The 18493-nt window shown below is 45.1% G+C and carries 11 protein-coding genes; 8 read left to right on the top strand and 3 right to left on the bottom strand.

Annotation, left to right across the window (positions count from 1 at the left end; translation table 11 throughout):
* Nucleotides 1–8927: T1SS-143 repeat domain-containing protein (locus ACHUFZ_RS09160; RefSeq protein WP_394126903.1), on the top strand; the 8927-nt coding region annotated here is incomplete at its 5' end.
* A 49-nt stretch (nucleotides 8928–8976) separates the two neighbouring features.
* On the opposite strand, the gene ACHUFZ_RS09165 is transcribed toward ACHUFZ_RS09160, so the two are convergent.
* The gene (locus ACHUFZ_RS09165) at nucleotides 8977–9585 is read right to left on the bottom strand and encodes a TetR/AcrR family transcriptional regulator (RefSeq protein ID WP_394126904.1); all 609 of its coding nucleotides are present in this window, start codon (nucleotides 9583–9585) and stop codon (nucleotides 8977–8979) included.
* Between the two features lie 265 nt (nucleotides 9586–9850).
* On the opposite strand from ACHUFZ_RS09165, the gene ACHUFZ_RS09170 reads away from it, so the two are divergent.
* A complete protein-coding gene (locus ACHUFZ_RS09170; RefSeq protein ID WP_394126905.1) occupies nucleotides 9851–11098 on the top strand; it encodes an MDR family MFS transporter in 1248 nt (415 codons plus the stop codon).
* 31 nt (nucleotides 11099–11129) lie between these two features.
* Here the strand turns inward: ACHUFZ_RS09170 and ACHUFZ_RS09175 are convergent, their stop codons facing one another.
* A complete protein-coding gene (locus tag ACHUFZ_RS09175; protein ID WP_394126906.1) occupies nucleotides 11130–12230 on the bottom strand; it encodes a mechanosensitive ion channel family protein in 1101 nt (366 codons plus the stop codon).
* Nucleotides 12231–12429: 199 nt separating this feature from the next.
* On the opposite strand from ACHUFZ_RS09175, the gene ACHUFZ_RS09180 reads away from it, so the two are divergent.
* Both ACHUFZ_RS09180 and ACHUFZ_RS09185 read left to right on the top strand, forming a co-directional pair.
* On the top strand, nucleotides 12430–13092 hold the full coding sequence (locus ACHUFZ_RS09180) for a potassium channel family protein (RefSeq protein ID WP_394126907.1): 663 nt from the start codon (nucleotides 12430–12432) through the stop codon (nucleotides 13090–13092).
* Nucleotides 13089–14456, top strand: coding sequence for a TrkH family potassium uptake protein (locus tag ACHUFZ_RS09185; RefSeq protein ID WP_394126908.1), 1368 nt, complete (start codon nucleotides 13089–13091; stop codon nucleotides 14454–14456). The genes ACHUFZ_RS09180 and ACHUFZ_RS09185 overlap by 4 nt, the downstream gene beginning before the upstream one ends.
* A 7-nt stretch (nucleotides 14457–14463) precedes the next feature.
* On the opposite strand, the gene ACHUFZ_RS09190 is transcribed toward ACHUFZ_RS09185, so the two are convergent.
* Entirely contained in the window at nucleotides 14464–14904 is a 441-nt protein-coding gene (locus ACHUFZ_RS09190; RefSeq protein ID WP_394126909.1) for a DUF2850 domain-containing protein, read from the bottom strand.
* A 409-nt stretch (nucleotides 14905–15313) separates the two neighbouring features.
* Here ACHUFZ_RS09190 and ppnP point away from each other — a divergent pair, with 409 nt between their 5' ends.
* The 4 genes from ppnP (at nucleotide 15314) to ACHUFZ_RS09210 (ending at nucleotide 18390) form a co-directional block, all read left to right on the top strand.
* Nucleotides 15314–15604, top strand: a complete 291-nt coding sequence (ppnP, locus tag ACHUFZ_RS09195) for a pyrimidine/purine nucleoside phosphorylase (protein WP_134836978.1) — start codon at nucleotides 15314–15316, stop codon at nucleotides 15602–15604.
* A 441-nt stretch (nucleotides 15605–16045) separates the two neighbouring features.
* Complete coding sequence (locus ACHUFZ_RS09200) at nucleotides 16046–16816, top strand: PilZ domain-containing protein (protein WP_394126910.1); 771 nt, start codon at nucleotides 16046–16048, stop codon at nucleotides 16814–16816.
* A 76-nt stretch (nucleotides 16817–16892) separates the two neighbouring features.
* On the top strand, nucleotides 16893–17072 hold the full coding sequence (locus ACHUFZ_RS09205; protein ID WP_394126932.1) for a hypothetical protein: 180 nt from the start codon (nucleotides 16893–16895) through the stop codon (nucleotides 17070–17072).
* Between the two features lie 205 nt (nucleotides 17073–17277).
* Entirely contained in the window at nucleotides 17278–18390 is a 1113-nt protein-coding gene (locus ACHUFZ_RS09210; RefSeq protein ID WP_394126911.1) for a tetratricopeptide repeat protein, read from the top strand.
* The last annotated feature ends 103 nt before the right edge of the window (nucleotides 18391–18493 follow it).

Below are 18493 nucleotides of genomic sequence, written 5' to 3' on the forward strand. Positions count from 1 at the left end.
ACGGTGTCACCAGCCAAATTGATGTACTGAGTATCACGTTAGATCAATCGAGCCTTGGTAACTACTCCGTTACCTTGCTGCAAGAGCTTGACCATAGCGCTCAAGGCCAAGACAATCTTGAAGTGCACCTTCCGGTGTATGTCGTAGACAGTGATAACGACAAGTCGCCAAACAGTGACCTAGTGGTCAACGTGGGCGATGACATTCAAGTGGTGACGGATGGCACGCTCAGTGTGGTTGAACCTGACACCGACAGCTCGGCGCACAGCAACATTATTGATGTGCTGACCGAAGCGGGTGCAGACCAAGGTAAAGTGACCTCATTTACTTTTGATGGCACGCCTTACACTCTTGAATCAGGCAAAACCGAATACCCAGTGACCGACGGTAAAGTGGTTATCACACCAGACGGCACGCTCTCATTTATTCCAAACAGCAATGTAGACCACTCTTCAAGTGATGAAGTGAAGCACACCATTGTTGTGACCGTGACGGATAACGACGGCGACAGCTTAACCAGTCAGGTAGAGCTGACCATTACCGACGGTAAGGATCCGGTGATCACGCAAATTACTGAATCCAACGTCTATGAAGCGGGCTTGGGTGATGGCTCAGGTGTCGGCTCAACCGAGACAAGTGCGACGGGTACCATCACCTTTGAAACAGGCAGTGATACCGTCACAGCACTGAAGATTGATGTCGCTGAATTTAATGGCCGTGCAGCTGGAGATGGCATTTTCTCTGCTGGGCAGCGAGTGATCTTAGAAGAGAGCTCGGGTGGCGTATATCGCGGTTATATCACGGTGACAGAAAACGGTGTCACTAGCCAAGTTGATGTACTGAGTATCACGTTAGATCAATCGAATCTTGGCAACTACTCCGTTACCTTGCTGCAAGAGCTTGACCACAGCGCTCAAGGTCAAGACAACCTAGACGTTCACCTTCCGGTGTATGCCGTAGACAGCGATAACGACAAGTCGCCAAACAGTGACCTAGTGGTTAACGTTGGCGATGATATGGCAAACATTGATGGCTTTGGTGATGGCAGCACGTTTATCGTCAACGAAGACGATACCATCAACGGCTCTTCACCGGGGCAGGCGTTTGCAACAGGCACCTTCGATACCAATCAAGGCGCTGATACCGTCGTTAAGTATGAGCTAACCAATATCAATACCTCTGAAAGTGGTCTGAAATCGGGTGGTGTGGATGTCGAGATTAAAGATGTTAGTAACGCGACTGGGCCGACCGTTTATCATGGTGTAGCGAATGGCGTTGTGGTCTTTACTCTTGAGTTATTTAGCGATGGTAGTTACATCTACAGCCAAATTAAAGCGCTCGATCACGCGCAAGGTGAAGATAGCTTAACTATCCCATTTGATGTCGTCGCAATTGACCGCGACGGTGATGCTTCCCAGTCAATTCGCTTACCGATTGAAGTGACTGATGACAAACCAACGTTGACTGGCACTACTGGTGATACACAAGTCGATGAAGATGATTTGTCTGGAGTGGGTTCGGACCAGAGTCAGAGCACTCACGTTTCCGGTTCGTTTTCCGTAACCGAAGGGGCGGATAGCGTCGTTAAATATGAACTCACTGATGCGGATAAGATTCTTGAAGGTTTAACCAGTGGCGGTGAAGATCTTTCATGGCGACCAGTTGCGCAAAATGGCACCGAGTTTAGTTACACTGCTGAAACCTCAAACGGTGATGCGGTGTTTAGCATCATTTTCGATACGGCCGACAATAGCTACCGTTTCGAACTGCTTAACTCCCTGGATCACCTTGCTGGTGACGGAGAAAACACTCTTCAGATCGATTTCACTATCAAAGCGACTGACTTTGATGGTGATGAGAGTAATGTGATCACTTTGCCTATTCGAGTGGTTGACGATATCCCAACCTTAACGGAGCAGTCGCTAACAGTTGAAGAGGGAGAAGGCTGGAGTAGTACGGTCAATATGTTTGCCAACCAGACAGATAAAGGTGCCGACAATGCTTCTCTGACCCAGATTGAAGGTACCCAAGACAGCCATGGTGCGCAAATCGTCTTTGGTGATGGTAATGGGGGCTACACCAGCGTTGTAGATTTGAGCCTAGGCTCTCAAGACCTGTTCGTTTTCGAGCAGACTACCGGTTCAGATGGTCAGGTTACCCAGCGACATATAGGTTGGTTGGTTGTTGACTCTGATGGTCAAGTGACCTTCGCTGCTGCTAAAGATCTTGAGCACAGCGGTGAAGAAATCAACTTCACGGTCAATATCACCGCGACGGACGGCGATAAAGATACCTCAGTGGTGCCGCTAAATATCTCTATTACTGACCATGAAGCAGAGCCAATTGCGCTTAAGGTTACGACCTTTGAAGATGCGGGACGCGATTCTTCAATCAACTATGCTCCGGGCGATGCGCCAGAGTGGGAAAATGCACAAGATAATCAAGGCGACTTAGCGGACTCACCAGCTAAGGTCGAGCTATCTGTTGATCTGTTTGATAGAGATAACGCAGAAGATATTGGTCAGTTGACCATCGAAGCGGGTAATCACCGAGGAACCTTCTATTACGAAGATAACGGCGTGTTTTACAAGCTAGAACCTAATGCTTCTGGAGATATCATCTTTGATGGCTCTGTACTACAGCAAAGCTTTACGCAAAATGGCAACTATACCATTGCGACGATTGATAACCTCTACTTTGTTCCAGATCGTAACTTCTCGACAGGTGGTAAAGGTGTTGAAATTAACTATCAGCTACAAATTGATAATCATGGCACCATAGATCATACCCTTGACTCTAGTTTTAATATTGAGATTGAAAGTGTTGCTGATATTGCGACATGGAATGACTCTGACAGCCAATATGAATATCAAGTGGCAGAAGATGATGGCAATGTTCAAATTAAGCTGGACGCCAGTACGTTAGACACCAGCAATCCAGAAACCATCACGTATGAGTTAAAAGTCATTCAAGGTGACGGTGAGTTTGAGTTGCTTGGAAGTAATGGCCAACCATTGACTCCGGTAGGTGGTATATACACGATTTCTTCGGCAGATATTAACTCGATTCAAGTCAAACCGAATGAGCACTTCTCAGGGCAAATTCGTTTTGAAGCCGTGGCTGTGACAGCAGAAACAGATAATCCGTACAACGAAGGAACGGTAGATAAGTCAGCAGCTCGATCAGAACCACAAGAACTTATTATTGATGTCACGCCGGATGCCGATGCAGGCAGCTTTAGTGTCAGCCGAATTAAGATCAATGAAGATAATATTGCCGATCCAGATGCTGACCCATCGGAGTCTAACTACGACCCATTTACGCTCGATGAAGTGATTCAAATGCAGCCTTCGTTGGATAGCGACGGCTCTGAAACACTACATGTGCGTATATCGGATATTACTGAAGGGGCGACAATAAAATGGGTGGGTGACGGCGACAGTCAGATCTCGACCGTAACAGTGGACGGTGTTACTTACCAAGAAATCCCTTACGACCAGTTGAGCAATGTTGAAGTCATTCCTGATCTGCACAGCAATAAAGACTTTACCTTTGATGTCACTGGTGTGGTGAAAGATACCGCGCAGTTATCCGGTGGGGTGACTCATGTTGATGAAGAAGTCTTAGGGACTAAAACCGTTAACGTTGAAGTTACGGGTGTAGCCGATACACCGCAGAACAATACGGGTAATACCGATGATTGGACTCCTTTTGAAGATGGCGATATTTCGGGCGTAGAGACAAAAATTCAGGAAGATGGCCACGCCGTTTTAAATTTCTCTGTCGTATCGGGTGAGTACGCTGAGCGTCCATCGGATAGCTCGGAATCGATAACCGTTCTACTCTCTAACATTCCGGAAGGTGTGGTGATAGAAGATGGCAATGGAAACGTGGTTAACCTTAACTTTGCGGGCTATGACGCGCAGGGTAACCCGATCTACGAAGCGAATATGACCGATGTAAACATGTCATCTGGCATTATCATTCGCCCAGTTGCGTCTTCAACGGAAAATATCCATATCAAAGAAACCCTGATCGTGACTGAAGATGATGGACACTCGCGTACATTTGAACGTGAGATTCGTATCGAAGTAGAGCCAGTGATTGATACATCTGCAACTTACACCAACGCTTCTACAGGTTACGAAGATAGTGCGATTAACATTGATTGGCATCCGAAAGGTCAAAGTGATTATCCGGATTCTGATGAGCACTTCACTTCGATTGTCATTAGTGGCGTTCCTGAAGGTGCAACAGTAGATGTTAATGGCAACGTTGAGTGGAGCTTTGACAGTGCGACAGGGACACTCACCGTGACCCCGTTGGATGGTCAGCTGCCAGCTGATTTCACGCAAATTGCGCTTCAGGATAACTTTATCCAAATCACGCCACCAAAAGACTCGAGCACTAACTTTCAGTTGACGACCGTGGTCGAAGTTGAAGAGCGCGACCATGAACACACCAGTGATGATATCGTGGGTGAAGGTGGTCGAGTGACGGCAACAATCAACGGTACCATTAATGTGAACGTGACACCGGTTGTTGAAACGGCTGATGACAACAACAAACTAGTAGTGGAAAACGAAAATAGTGTGGTTGTCGGTGGTGTGGACAGCAAGATTGTTGCCGATGACAAAACGGGCACCATTCTTTTCACTACGAATACGGTAAAAAGTGCCTTAGACAATGAATTTGTGATCCGTTATCAAGAAACCGATGCGACCGATACAGACTACGAGTCTACTGAGCTTGTTACCCAATTAGTGATTCAGTTTGATAACGACCACCCTGATATTATGAATCAACTGTTTGTTACAGGTGCGGTTTATGAAGGAAACGGTCGCTGGATTATCGTTGACGAGAGTGAGTTCAGCATTACCGCACCTGCTGGTTTGGATTTAACGCCAAACGACAACACTGACAATAACAATCAAGCTTTCAGTGATATAGGCTTAACGATTTTCGCTCAGGTGGCTGATCAGGGGGATGATGCCGACCCGAACAGATCGCCAGGTATCATTGCTGAGCGAGAGACGTCAGTGATTCTCTCATTCCCTGAGCATATTAAGACGATTAACCACACCGCAGCGCAGATTGATATCGTTGACAATAGTGTATTGGATGCGACCGAAGATACGGTGTTGGACCTTGGCACGCTACTCGAACCTTTACTTAAGGTAAGCGGAGGGGATAACAACCCGGATAAAGTAACGATTATCATTGATGATCAGTTTATTGAAAACGGTCAAACTTTCTCGATTGGTATATCAGGTTCGAATGTCGACTTTACCAATGGTAAATACGTGTTTGAAGCGACGTTAGACAATGGTGTTATCAGCTCGTTAGATGGGTTACAGCTTACCTTACCTAAAGACTATTCAGGTGACTTCAAATTGCCGATTACCATCATCACGACGGATACCAAGTCGGGTCACAATGTGACAACAGAGAATTCGGTGACGATTCAAGTTGATCCTATCGCCGATGTTTCTGATGAGCATCCGAAGTTGTCACTCGATATTGTCGAGTCGCTTGATGATTCTATGAATCCAATTGATCAAACCGGCGGTGATGTTAAGGGCTTTGAAGATAGCTTTATCAAACTCAATCTAGATTACACATTGGGTGATAAGGTCTCTAGCTCTGATACCCACAATGAAGGTGGTACAGAAGTGATATCGTCGATCACATTGACGATTGAAGATGGCACTCCGGGGCAGTTTTATAACTCAGCAGGTCAACCTTTAGGTACACAACTGACCTTCAATCAAACCGAGATCGAAAATGGTGCGCTAGACAATATTTTGTTTAGACCGGATTCCAATTATCCAACCAAAGACAGTGGTAACACGATCAATATTAAGGTGTCCGGGACTATCACAGATACCGCGGTATTCGATGCTTCAGGCTCAGAGACCTCTGCCTCGCATTCAAAACCATTTGAAGACACCGTCAGCTTTGAGGTTGAGCCTGTGGTCGACAATGTGATTGTATCTGGGCCAGGTGCAAGTGGTGACACGATTGAAGTAGTGGGCTTAGAAGATACCGAAATTTCACTGGGTAGCGCTGGCGATCCAATTTCGATCGAGCTAACGGACAACGATGGTTCAGAGAGCTTTGTTTCGATCAAATTTACCAATGTACCAGACGGATTCTTACTAGGTGCGGAGCCAGGTAGCGGATATGTAGTTAAAAACAATGGTAATGGTGAGTGGAGCGTTAAGCTTCCTTCTGGCTCTGATACGTCTTTGAGCTTAGATGATATTTTCGTTCAGCCACCAAAACACTTCAGTGGTACAGCAGAGTTCGGCATTACGATTTATACCCAAGAAGATCTATTGGGTGTGCCGACAGAAGCGGCCAATCTGCCGAACTTTAAACTGACCGTGACGCCTGTCGGTGATGCCATCGATGTGGATCCAACTGACAAAGCAACGGGTACTGAAGGGCAAAATGTCGATATCGATATTAACGCGTCTGTGGTTGATGATGCTTTATCTGCGTCTGGTAGCGGAACCTATAGCGAGAATGCGCCAGAAACGTTACGCGTTGAAGTGACGAATGTTCCGGCTGATGCCCTTATCTACTATCCAGATGGGGTGACGCTAGCTAACTATAATGAAGCGACCAAAACTTGGACACTCGATATCGACAAAAATAGCCTCGATAAGATTATTTTTAACTCGGGTGAGCACAACACGGACGATGGCAACATCAAAGGTATTGATGGTCCAATCCATATTGCAGTGCAAAGCGTTGATAAAGACGCAAGTGGTGCAGAGTACTTAGGACCTAAGAGCGAGTTTGATGTTGAGTTAGTCATCGACCCGGTTAACGACCAACCAACTTTTGTTGGTGTGTCTGATCTGGCTACCAGCGAAGATGTCATTGATGGCCTGCCAATCAACAATTTCACCATTGCTGATATCGATGTCGAATACGATGACCCTAACGCTGAATACACCTTAACACTGCAAGCCGATAAGGGCTTCTTAGAGTTCAGAGACTTTACTGGTGTTAATTTCGAGTTGCAGCCTGATGGTAGCTTGGTTCTAACTGGCAAGTTAGCAGACATTAACAGTGCGCTTACTGCGGGTAATGTTATCTTCAGGCCTGATGCGAACAGCAATGATCTTAATTCTGGCGGCCCAGTAACGGTGACAGCTACTGTCGATGATGGTGGCAATAATGGCGCTGTAGACCCAGCGGATCCAAGCACGTCATCCACCAATCAAACCACATTTGTGATTAATGTGAGTGAAGTGAATGATCAGCCTGTTGCGGGAGACCTTACTCTCAATGATATTGATGAGGATGGCTCAACCCAAATCACAATGGCACAGATTATTGCGGCAAGTTCAGATATTGATGGTGATACGTTAACGGTTGATTCTATCTCGGTACCTGCAGAGCAAGGCACGTTGACTCTCAACCCAGATGGTCAATCTTGGACATTCAACGCTGCGCCAAACTTCCATGGCAAAGTAACTATTACCTATGTGATCGAAGATGATGGCACCACCAATGGTGCTGATGACTTCCTGACCGATAGCGGTGAGATCACCTTTGATGTACTTGATGTCAACGATAAGCCAATTATCGATATTGATGATATCACCACGGGCATTGCAGAGTCGGCGGATCAACTGATCAGTGGGATTAACGTATCGGATGTTGATTACGTTGGTAGTCATGCCGATGACCCAATGACAGTGACGATTACGGTCGATTACGGTGTTCTCTCACTCCAGAAACCTGCTGGTTCTTCAGTATTAGTTACGGGTGAGGGCAGTGGTAGCTTAACCTTAACGGGCACGCTAAGTGAATTGAATGCCTTACTTGATACGCCAACTGCGCCGAATGGCTTGTACTTAGATGCGAGCTTAGCACCAACAGACGAGATTCAGTTGGATGTGACGGCTAAAGATAGCTACAACCCTTCAGGTTTAGCCCTAGAAGCTGAGCCACAAAGCCATGTTATAGCGGTTACGCCTGTAGCTAATGCACCGACGTTAGCTATTGATCCGAGTGTAAATCACGTTCGCAACATCACTGCAAGCTTGGCTGCAAGTAACAGTGGAATTGCACTAATAGGGGTAATGGCGGCGTTAACTGACTCGACGGAAGTGTTGGCACTTGAAGTTCACGGTGTGCCTGCTGGCGGTACGTTAACAAGTTCAGTCAGTGGAATCAGTTACGATGCCGCTGAGGATGTATGGCTGGTACCTGCGGCTTCTATTTCAGACCTGAAAATAGAAGGGGCGAGTGTTGGTGAGCACAGCTTGTCCTTACGAGCGACGTCGACGGAGTCTAATGGTGATGAAGCAAAATCCGACCCGATAACGGTCAATTTTGCTGTGGTATCTGATGCGGACACAATTGATAAAGGCGCTGAGGTCAACGATATTCAGCTCCACGGTGAAGGCGAAAATAGTGAGTTAACGTCTGGCACTGGAGATGACTTGTTAGTCGGAGGCAGCGGTAATGATGTGCTATTTGGCGGAGCTGGAAACGACACTCTAATGGGCGGTGACGGTGACGATATCCTTGAAGGTGGTCTGGGTTCTGACATTCTTGTCGGTGGCACCGGTATGGACACCTTTGTCTGGAACGAAATTGATGATGGCTCATTGGATACCATTAAAGATTTTAACATCAGTGAAGGGGATAAAATCGATCTGCGTGAAATACTACCTGAGCTTAAATCCGGTTCAGTGAATATGGATGAACTGCTGAAGCACCTCGACGTACAGGTAGATGGCGATAACGTTGAGTTACGTATTCACCCGCAAGGAGAAGGGACTGACGCTCAAGGTATCTTAGTTGAGAACCTTGTTCACCAGCTTGATAGTGGTTTTAGTGGTATGTCCCACGAAGACATGGTTTCATCGTTACTCGAGCACGTGATGATTCACGATAATAACTAAAATACAAAACGCCCCATCAGGGGCGTTTTTTTCTTTTAGCGCAACGAATCTAGCTCGTTTTGTACGTTGCAGCGAAACTCATCACAGCGTGATCAATCGTGGCTTTGACTTGTTCACAGCTTGGTGGAGGAGTATGAGTGATCAATTGCGGCCAGAAAATGATCGCTTTAATGCTGCCAATATACTGTTCAATTGTCAGTGGAATATTGGCTATTTCCAGTGCACCCGCATCAATTCCTTGCTGAGCCCATTTTTGCAGTCCGTAAGAATCTTCAATTGATTCGAACTTTGACACCAGAACTTTAGAGGTTTCATGGCAGCGAATGCACTCAGCCATCACCAAGCGTGCGGTGATTTGAAAATCTTCATTATTGATGTAACACATCTGCTTGAGCGTTAATTCAGTTAACTGCTCCTCAATAGACACAGAAGGGTCAAACTCGACCTCATAATGGTCATCAAAACGACACATGAGCTTATCGATAATCACCTCAAAGAGAGCATCTTTGTTTGGGTAGTATTTGTAAAGCGTGCGTTTTGATACGCCTGCTTGCTTAGAAATACCTTCCATACTGGCTTGCTCAAAGCCTTTTTTAGAAAAAACTTCGATGGCGGATTTGATGATATCTTCTTGTTTTATATCACTTCTTTTTATCATTGCTCATATTCCAGAATAGATAAAGTAAACGATGGCGTTTCCTTTTGAATTCAGAGTAACTAAAGTATACACCATCGTTTACTTTCTTGAATAGCAAACCTATCCATGACGCCGAAAAACTAGATTATTTTTTAATAACTTAATGCCTTTTCATTATTTGCCCGCTTTTTGCGTGCATTTTTTGATAATCCCTTTCATTCATATCCACCAAAAGTATACTGTTGCATAACAAATAGATAACAATATGGCTAGGGAAGGTAATTTTATGAATAAGGAGCAAAGCTTATTCCAGTGGGAACGGGTACAAAGGTTTAATCTTCCTGTTTGGACTGTGCTGGTCGGCGTGCTGATTGCTCGGACTAGTTTTTTCATGGCTTGGCCTTTCTTAGTGGTTTTCTTATATCAAGATTACGGAGCCAGTGCGATTGAAGTCGGTTCCATGCTAGCAGCAGCTTCATTATTGGGATCTGGCGTTGGGCTTTATTCCGGCTATTTGTCAGACAAGTTTGGCCGTAAATGGCTAATGGTGACGGGCTGTGTGATCGCTTTCTTCGCTTACACTGGTATTGGACTTGCTGATCAAATGTGGCAGTTCTACATCCTTGTTCTTATGACGGGATTAATGCACCCACTGATCGACAGCCCTGCGAAAGCTGTATTAGGTGACTCCCTTGCAGATCATAAAGACCGAGAACTTGCCCTCAACATCCGTTACTTTGTCTTAAATATTGGTGGTGCTATTGGCCCATTGCTGGGTGTCACGCTGGCACTGGCCAATCCACAAGGCTTATTCCTAGTGACAGGTCTTACTCACCTAGCTTACACCCTTTGGATTATCTTTGGGATTGAACGAAAACAGTCTTTGCGAGACAAGATCAAAGAATCGTCGGTACTGCCAAACTTTCGTCAAACTCTTAAAGTCATCAGCCAAGATAAAATTTTCATTTTGTTGTTGGTGGCTAATTTACTGCTGATGTTTGTATACGCTCAGCTTGAGTCATCGGTACCACAAGTGATTGTGCGCAGCGGCATTGCGGATGCTGCGACGTTAATTGCGATGCTGATGTTCGTTAACACTGCCACTATCGTCACACTCCAATTTCCACTGCTCAAATTGATGGAGTCTTTCCCGCTATTTACCCGTACACGTATTGGTATGGTGGCGATTGCGATTGGTCAATTAGCCTTTATTGTGTCACCAAATGATTCAGCAGTTGGCTGGGCAATCGCGTGTTTCATTATTAGTGTTGGTGAAGTGATTACCTTCCCAACCATCAACGTACAAATCGACCGTTTAGCCCCATCTCATCTGCGAGGCTCTTATTTTGGAGCGACAGGTATCTACACGTTAGGTTTTGCTATCGGCCCACTTGTCGGTGGCGCGATGATTGAATGGCTTGGTTCTACTTGGTTGTTTGGATTGTGCTTCGTGGTGTGTATTGCCATGATTTGGCTCTATTTCGCTGCCGAGAAAGTGGAAGACACGGTTGAGCGTGAAGTGGCACTGCAGTAGCCAGAGCACTGGCTACTGCATGATTACTTGATTAGTTTAAGGCTGGTGGAACTTCAACTTCACCAGCCTTTTGTGGTTCTAGTTGAATAGTCTGTGTAGGGAAGGCAATGTCAGCGCCGTGAGAGCGGATGATCTCATAGATTTTTAGCAGCACATCTTGCTTCACTTCATGGTAGCGAATCCAGTTAACTGTCTTGGTAAAGGTATACACCAGTAAGGTCAATGAAGACGGTGCAAAGCCGTTAAAGTTAACGATTAGCGTTTGTTTGGTATCAATATCGCTATGGTTTTCTAGCATCGCTTTAATTTCAGACACAATCAGCTCTACCTTTGCTCCGTCTTGATAACGAATACCGATATTTTCATTGATACGTCGGTTGAGCATTCGAGAAGGGTTCTCTACCACTATGCTACTGAAAACAGAGTTGGGTACGTAGATCGGTCTTTTATCAAATGTGCGGATGATGGTCATGCGCCAACCAATTCTTTCAACGGTTCCTTCGATTTGACGATCAGGGGAGCGGATCCAATCACCGACTTTAAACGGACGGTCGAAGTAGATCATCATGCCACCAAAGAAGTTGGACAGTAGGTCTTTCGCCGCGAGACCGACAATTAAACCACCGACACCACCAAAAGTAAGCAGACCAGACAGGCTTAGGCCAAATGCCTGCATTACCGTCAGAGCACCAATGACGATAAAGAACAACCTTGCTACCTTAGCGACGGCTTGAACGGTTGTTTCGTCGCGGTTCTGATTGGCAAGTACGTACTCTTCAATATTGTTGATTAAACGCATAGTGATCCAAACAAAGATCCCTATGACGAGTATCAGTTTGAGGGTGCTCAGCCAGTTGAGCTTAGAGCCCATGTAGTCTTGCAGTAAAAAACCAGCGGATATGGTGCCAGGCCAACACCAGATAAGCGTACTGATGGGCGTTTTAAGTGCCGCTAAAGTAAGGTCATCCCAGTGGAACTGAGTCTTACTCACCAATATTTCTAAACGGCCATAAATAATACGCCATGCAATCCACACCAGTAGACTGGCAATGGTGATGAACAGAACATTGGTATCCCAGGTGTTTAGCATCTCAGCAATAGATGGAGGTAAATAGGTGAGTAAGTCGTTCATTTTTCAATTCGATTTCATTATTTTGTAGCCCAAGTATAAGTCTTTGCCTATACCCGCACTAGTCTCTTTATTGAAGAGCGCTTGTTGGTATATTGAACAAGGTTAAAACTGTGTCAAGATTTTGGATTAAGTTTGATAACCGAAATCGACAGGCGCACACTTTGACGCTTCTCTCCCCCTATCGAAAATAGGAACAATGATGAAATCAGCCGATAAACAGTTTGCTGTAATTGGACTAGGTCGATTTGGCCTTTCTGTATGTAAAGAGCTTCAGCAAGCAGGAGCAGAGGTTCTTGCCGTTGATCTTGATGAAGAAAGAGTAAGAGTCGCAGCGAGCTTTGTTAGTCAAGCGCTAGTAGCCAATTGTACCAATGAAGAAACAGTGGCAGAGCTTCGTTTAAGTGACTACGACATGGTCATGGTCTCAATTGGTGCTGACGTCAATGCCAGTATTTTAAGCACTTTGGTGGTTAAAGAAGCCGGAGCAAAAAACGTTTGGGTGAAAGCGAACGATAAGTTCCACTCAAAAATTCTCCACAAAATTGGTGCTGACCACGTGATCTTGCCTGAAAGAGATATGGGGATTCGGGTTGCGAGGAAAATGTTGGATAAACGTGTTCTCGAATTCCAAGAGCTAGGTTCTGATTTAGCGATGACAGAAATTGTTGTTGGTTCGCAGCTTATGGGCAAAACGCTGGGCGATCTCGCGCTATGCAAAGAGCAAGATGTGCAAGTACTAGGTTTTAAACGAGGCCCTGAGATCAAAAAGATGCCTGACTACGAGAAGAGACTTGAAATTGGTGATTTGATCATCATTGCTGGCCCCCGTGATATTTTGGCTAAGAAATTGAGTTCATTATGACTCCGTTTTCTCGCACCGACACATTCTATGCGTTAGATTCTGACAAAAAGCAGCGTAAAGGCTCTGAACCGAGAGTCATTTTACTCAGCTTTTTGGGTGTTCTTCTCCCGTCTGCAGTGTTGCTCACGCTGCCAGTTTTTTCAGTCACTGGGCTATCGATTACCGATGCTCTGTTTACTGCAACCTCGGCTATCAGTGTAACTGGTTTAGGCGTCGTTGATACCGGAGAACACTTCACTATCGCTGGTAAAATTCTACTGATGCTGTTGATGCAGATTGGTGGCTTGGGGCAGATGACGCTCTCTGCGGTTTTACTGTATATGTTTGGTGTGCGCTTAAGCTTAAAGCAACAAGCGCTAGCGAAAGACGCATTGGGACAAGACCGACGCGTTAACCTTCGTCGCCTCGTTAAGCGCATTATTATCTTTGCCTGTGTGGCGGAGACGATCGGCTTTATGGTACTTGCCTACCGTTGGGTGCCAGAAATGGGCTGGAGTGATGGGCTATTCTACGCGATTTTCCATGCTATCTCTGCGTTTAACAATGCGGGCTTCGCCCTGTTTTCAGACAGTATGATGAGCTTTGTTGAAGATCCAATCGTTATTTTAACGCTAGCGGGCTTATTCATTTTCGGCGGTTTAGGCTTCACGGTGGTTGGTGACGTTTCGACAAACTGGCGACGCGGTTTTAGAGCCCTTCAGCTACATACCAAAATCATGTTAGTGGCTACACCTACATTGCTGCTTATTGGCACCTTGTTGTTTTGGGCGTTAGAACAAGACAACCAAGCTACCATGGGAAGTTTAACGCCAAGTGGGCAGTGGCTAGCAGCCTTCTTCCAATCCGCGAGCGCACGTACCGCAGGCTTTAACAGTGTTGATTTAGCGTTGTACACTCAACCTGCGTTATTAGTGATGATCATGTTGATGCTGATTGGTGCGGGATCGACCTCTACAGGTGGTGGTATCAAGGTGTCTACCTTCGTAGTGGCGTTTGTTGCAACATGGGCCTTTTTAAGGCAGAAAAAACATGTGGTGATGTTTAAACGAACCGTTGGTTGGCCAGTGGTGACAAAGTCTCTGGCGATTATTGTTGTTAGTGGGGCAATCCTAACGATTGCCATGTTCTTGTTGATGCTCACGGAAAACGCGAGTTTTGATAAAGTTCTATTTGAAACGATTTCAGCGTTCGCGACCGTTGGCCTGACCGCAGGTTTGACAGCCGAACTGTCTGAGCCCGGCAAGTACATTATGATTGTTGTGATGACGATTGGTCGTATCGGGCCGTTAACACTTGCCTACATGCTTGCTAGACCTGAACCGACCTTAGTGAAACACCCAGAAGGTGTGGTTCTGACGGGCTAATAGGGCGTTATTTATTGCCAAAATGATCCGAGAGTGCTGCTCGGCGATGCTTAGCAGCACCTCCTCCTTGCATATCCACTGTGTTTTCATATCCCTCTTTAATGAACCTCTGTGTCGGGCTATTGGGTTCAAGACGCCTAAGCTGGGGTGAATCAAAGGTTCCTGCGATTTGATAGATGGCTCTTCCGCTACCTGTATGTACCGTTACTCGCTTACCATCGAACTCAAACTGTGTAGATACTAATCGGTTATTACGAAACACCCCTTGGGAATTGAGCGTCAGTACTTCTGTTTGATATGGGGGCGCTCCCACTTCTATCCAGCGGCCATAAACATGTTTTGGGTGCACATAGTCTTGATAACTAAAATAAATCAGGCTAGAAAATCCTAGCAGTAATAGAAGAAAGACTAGGATGGCAACAGTTTTAAAGGCGGAAGTTTTAGTCATAACAGCAGGGACTATCCCATTAATTTTCGATGCTTGGTAACAGTAAAGGTTGTAGGTTATGTAGTAATAACACCAGTCAGACTGTAGGATATTGAGTACTAACGCAGTTTTAGCCTACAGAATGTTGAACCCCAGCCCAAACTTAGGTGCAGGAATTCGTTTGTTTCATTATAGTTTAGTGCTCATTTAGCCTGTTATGGAGCAACAGACGAACTTTTTCATTTGAGTAAATGACTAGTTGATGATCACACATTCTGCTAACAAGCTGCTATTTTTCGTTAGACACCCGCCCTTTTATCTATAAATCATAAAGTTGCCCCCCGAACGTGGTGAAAATTATCTATTGCTGAATGGCCCCAGTTCGTATAAAACGATCGTTGAAAAATATTTGCTCCAAGGAGAGAGAAGGATGATCAAAGCGAACAGCTATTTTGAAGGACAAGTTCAGTCGTTAGGTTTTACACAACAAGATGGTGACTCTAGCGTCGGTGTTATGGCTGCGGGTGAATACACTTTTGGTACGGCTGCGGCAGAGCGCATGACTGTAGTAAAAGGCGCTTTGACTGTTAAAAAAGCAGGTGAAGAACAGTGGGTGACTTACAACGCAGGTGAGTCATTTAATGTAGAAGCGAATTCGTCGTTTGATCTACAAGTGGCAGTGTCGACTGCTTACTTATGCGAGTATCTAAGCGCTGAGTAAGTTGTTCGGAAATATCCTCTGTCTCAAAGAGGGTCTTTACGTAAATGACTATTATAAAACAGAGCCCTAGTCGCTCTGTTTTTGTTTCTTTGAATTTAAATCTTATCCTCACAAGCCGTCTCTTCTTTTAGCTCTGTCTGTTTTGATGCCATTTCATTCTCATTTACTAGACTTACTGTGGAAGTACTAAACGAAAGTCGCATTGTCAGCAATGTTGGTTAGATTCATGATAACCATTAACACTATATGGTCATTGAGGAACTATTGATTCGCTCACTATTTTCTATCTTGAGTGATTGGTGTTCTAAATTTGGCTTTAAGTATTTGAGTCTAATTACAATTTATTAAGTGTTAATTTTGCCAATTGTGATCTGTAGACTTTTCGAGTGAGTTCTCAACTATTATAAAGCACATACTGAATTATTTGCATAAAGGTCAATTATGGCAGGACTAGCTGAAAACAAGAATCTGAAGAGTATCGACCTCGCTGCGGAAGATGCGCAACCAGAGCAACACACTGCGGATCAATCGACGTCAATCCGTTATGGTGAAGATGCATTTCAAGATGTACTCCCTTTATGTGAAGTTGCTTGTATCGTAACCACTCCAACAGGGAAAGTGCTGAGATGCCGCACCAAGTACGTGGGCCTGCATTCAAACAATGTCCTGCTGCTTGAGATGCCAACCGTTACAGCTAAGGAAATGTCGTTGTTTATGCAGCGAGGCTATTCCATCAAGGCGTGTGTGATTTCTTCAAAAGGCGAGGGGGCACGTGTTTACTTTAAGAGTAAAATTGAATACGTACTCAATGGTGGTGATACGGAGCTACTGCTAATCAGTGTGCCAAAATCGACTCAGGTTGTTGTCGGTCTAAGAGCAAGCGCTCGTTTAGAAATCAGTCTCGATGGCGTTCTCTCACCTAACAAGCATAAGTATCCATGTCAGATCAGAGATATTTCGCAACATGGCTGTTTGATCGTGGTTGATCGTACGAAAACAAGCTATCGCCAGGGCTCTGTAATAGAACTGACTATTGATGCAAATAGCGATGAAAGTGAAGGCAAGGTTCTAACGGCTATCGTGAAGAATGTATCGAAAACCTCTCACTATCATAAATATGGTGTTCAGTTTGATGACGACAGCTTAGCTCATGCAGGGTCGCTTATTGATGGTTTGCAGTTCTGTTCACTGCAGCAAAAATTTACCCTGTAGAGCCTTTTCTAAGCTCTGTTAAAAGGGAATCTCGACTAAACTTATTAGTGAGAATCCTCATTTTGATAAGGAGCGCATGATGGAATTACGAAATGAGCGTGGTGAGAAAACACAAGTTGCTGATAACCTAACCATAAAAGAAGTGCTTGAAATGGGTTATTCTATTGATCTATGCGATGAAGCGTTTGATCCGAATGAGCACTGGGTTGCGAGTGCTGGTAGCCAAGCAACGAAAGGGGAATTCCCTGAGTCCTAGGACGAGTTGATGCGACTTAAATCAAAAGAAATCCGAGCTTAGCTCGGATTTTTTGCATTTTTAGAAGGCTATACACCAATATTAAAGAGTCGCGTTGGTATTTGTGCGTCGATTTCTGATATAGGGTATGATGAAAATCCTTAATGATTTGAGCCTGCTGCCGATACAGAAATGTAAACGGTAAAGTATAACGACAAGAGTACGAATGAATATAATTGGGATTGCCATTGGAGCAACAGGGTTGCTTTTATTGGGTATGTTTATGTGGATGCTTGCTCTTTCGCTTAGAAAGAAACGGTTAGAGCAAGAGCGCAAGCAGAAAGCGATCGCTTTTCGTAAAGCGGTAGAGAGAAATCGCCGCCAAGAACAAGAAGAGCGCGTGATAAAAGCTGAAGGCGGTGATATCCCGACGATTCTTTATCTTGCCAAAGAAGCTGAACGCAAAAACATCAAAGAAGCTATCTATTGGTATACCAAAGCTGCCAAGCTCGACAGCGTGACAGGAATGTACGGTGTTGTTCGTATTAGTAACAAAATGCAGCAAGATGTTGTCCTAAAAGAACAGGCGAAGTTCTGGCAGACGTGCATCAATGCCTCTGAAGGGAGTTTGCCGCATAAGTTCGAAATGGCGCAAGCCTTGATTCACGGACGAGGAACAGAGGTCAATACGCCAAAGGCTATCTCTGTAATGGAACAAGCCGCGAAAGAAAACTATGTTGATGCGCTTGTGTTTCTGGGCGACTGGTTTTCACCTGAAAACAGCAATGATCCTAACATGTCGACTGCGTACTACCGCCGGGCAACCGAGCTAAAAAGCAACGAAGGTCGTATGAAGCTAGGCTTGAATTATATTAATGGTGTTGGTGTAGCGAGTAACTTTGCTCAAGGCTGTTACTGGTTAGAGCGAGCTGCAGAAAAAGGCCATCTAGAAGCGATGTATAAAGCGGGTGAAGTATGGATGGGGCAGAAGCCTAACGGAAATTCACTCAGCTACATTTGGTTGTTCCTTGCTGCTCAACTCGGTCATGAGCCGTCACGAGTACTGCGCGATCAGGTTGCGCTACAAATTGGCGTAGATACAGTGGTTGGTCTGCAAAGCTTATCTAAACCTATGCTGAAAAAGATTCGAGAGAACAAAGTTGGCAAGCATTCAATCATCAAAGCATTGAATAAACTGTATAAGCGTAAAATCCCAATTGATGAAAATGGTACGCTGCTTGAGGAGCCGTCGATAGAGCGAGTGGAGCCAGTCGAACCTGAACAGGCTTCCACCGAACAGAAGCTTGACTTCTCACAATCGCCAATGGATAAACAGTAAAAAAGAAAAACGCCCGATGATATTCATCTAATGCCGATCGGTTTAGAGACTTGAATGATCCTCGGGACGTATGATAATCCCCACTAACAAAGTTAGTGGGGAT

The organism is Vibrio hepatarius, from assembly GCF_043642085.1.
GTDB classification, from domain to species: Bacteria; Pseudomonadota; Gammaproteobacteria; order Enterobacterales; family Vibrionaceae; genus Vibrio; species Vibrio hepatarius_C.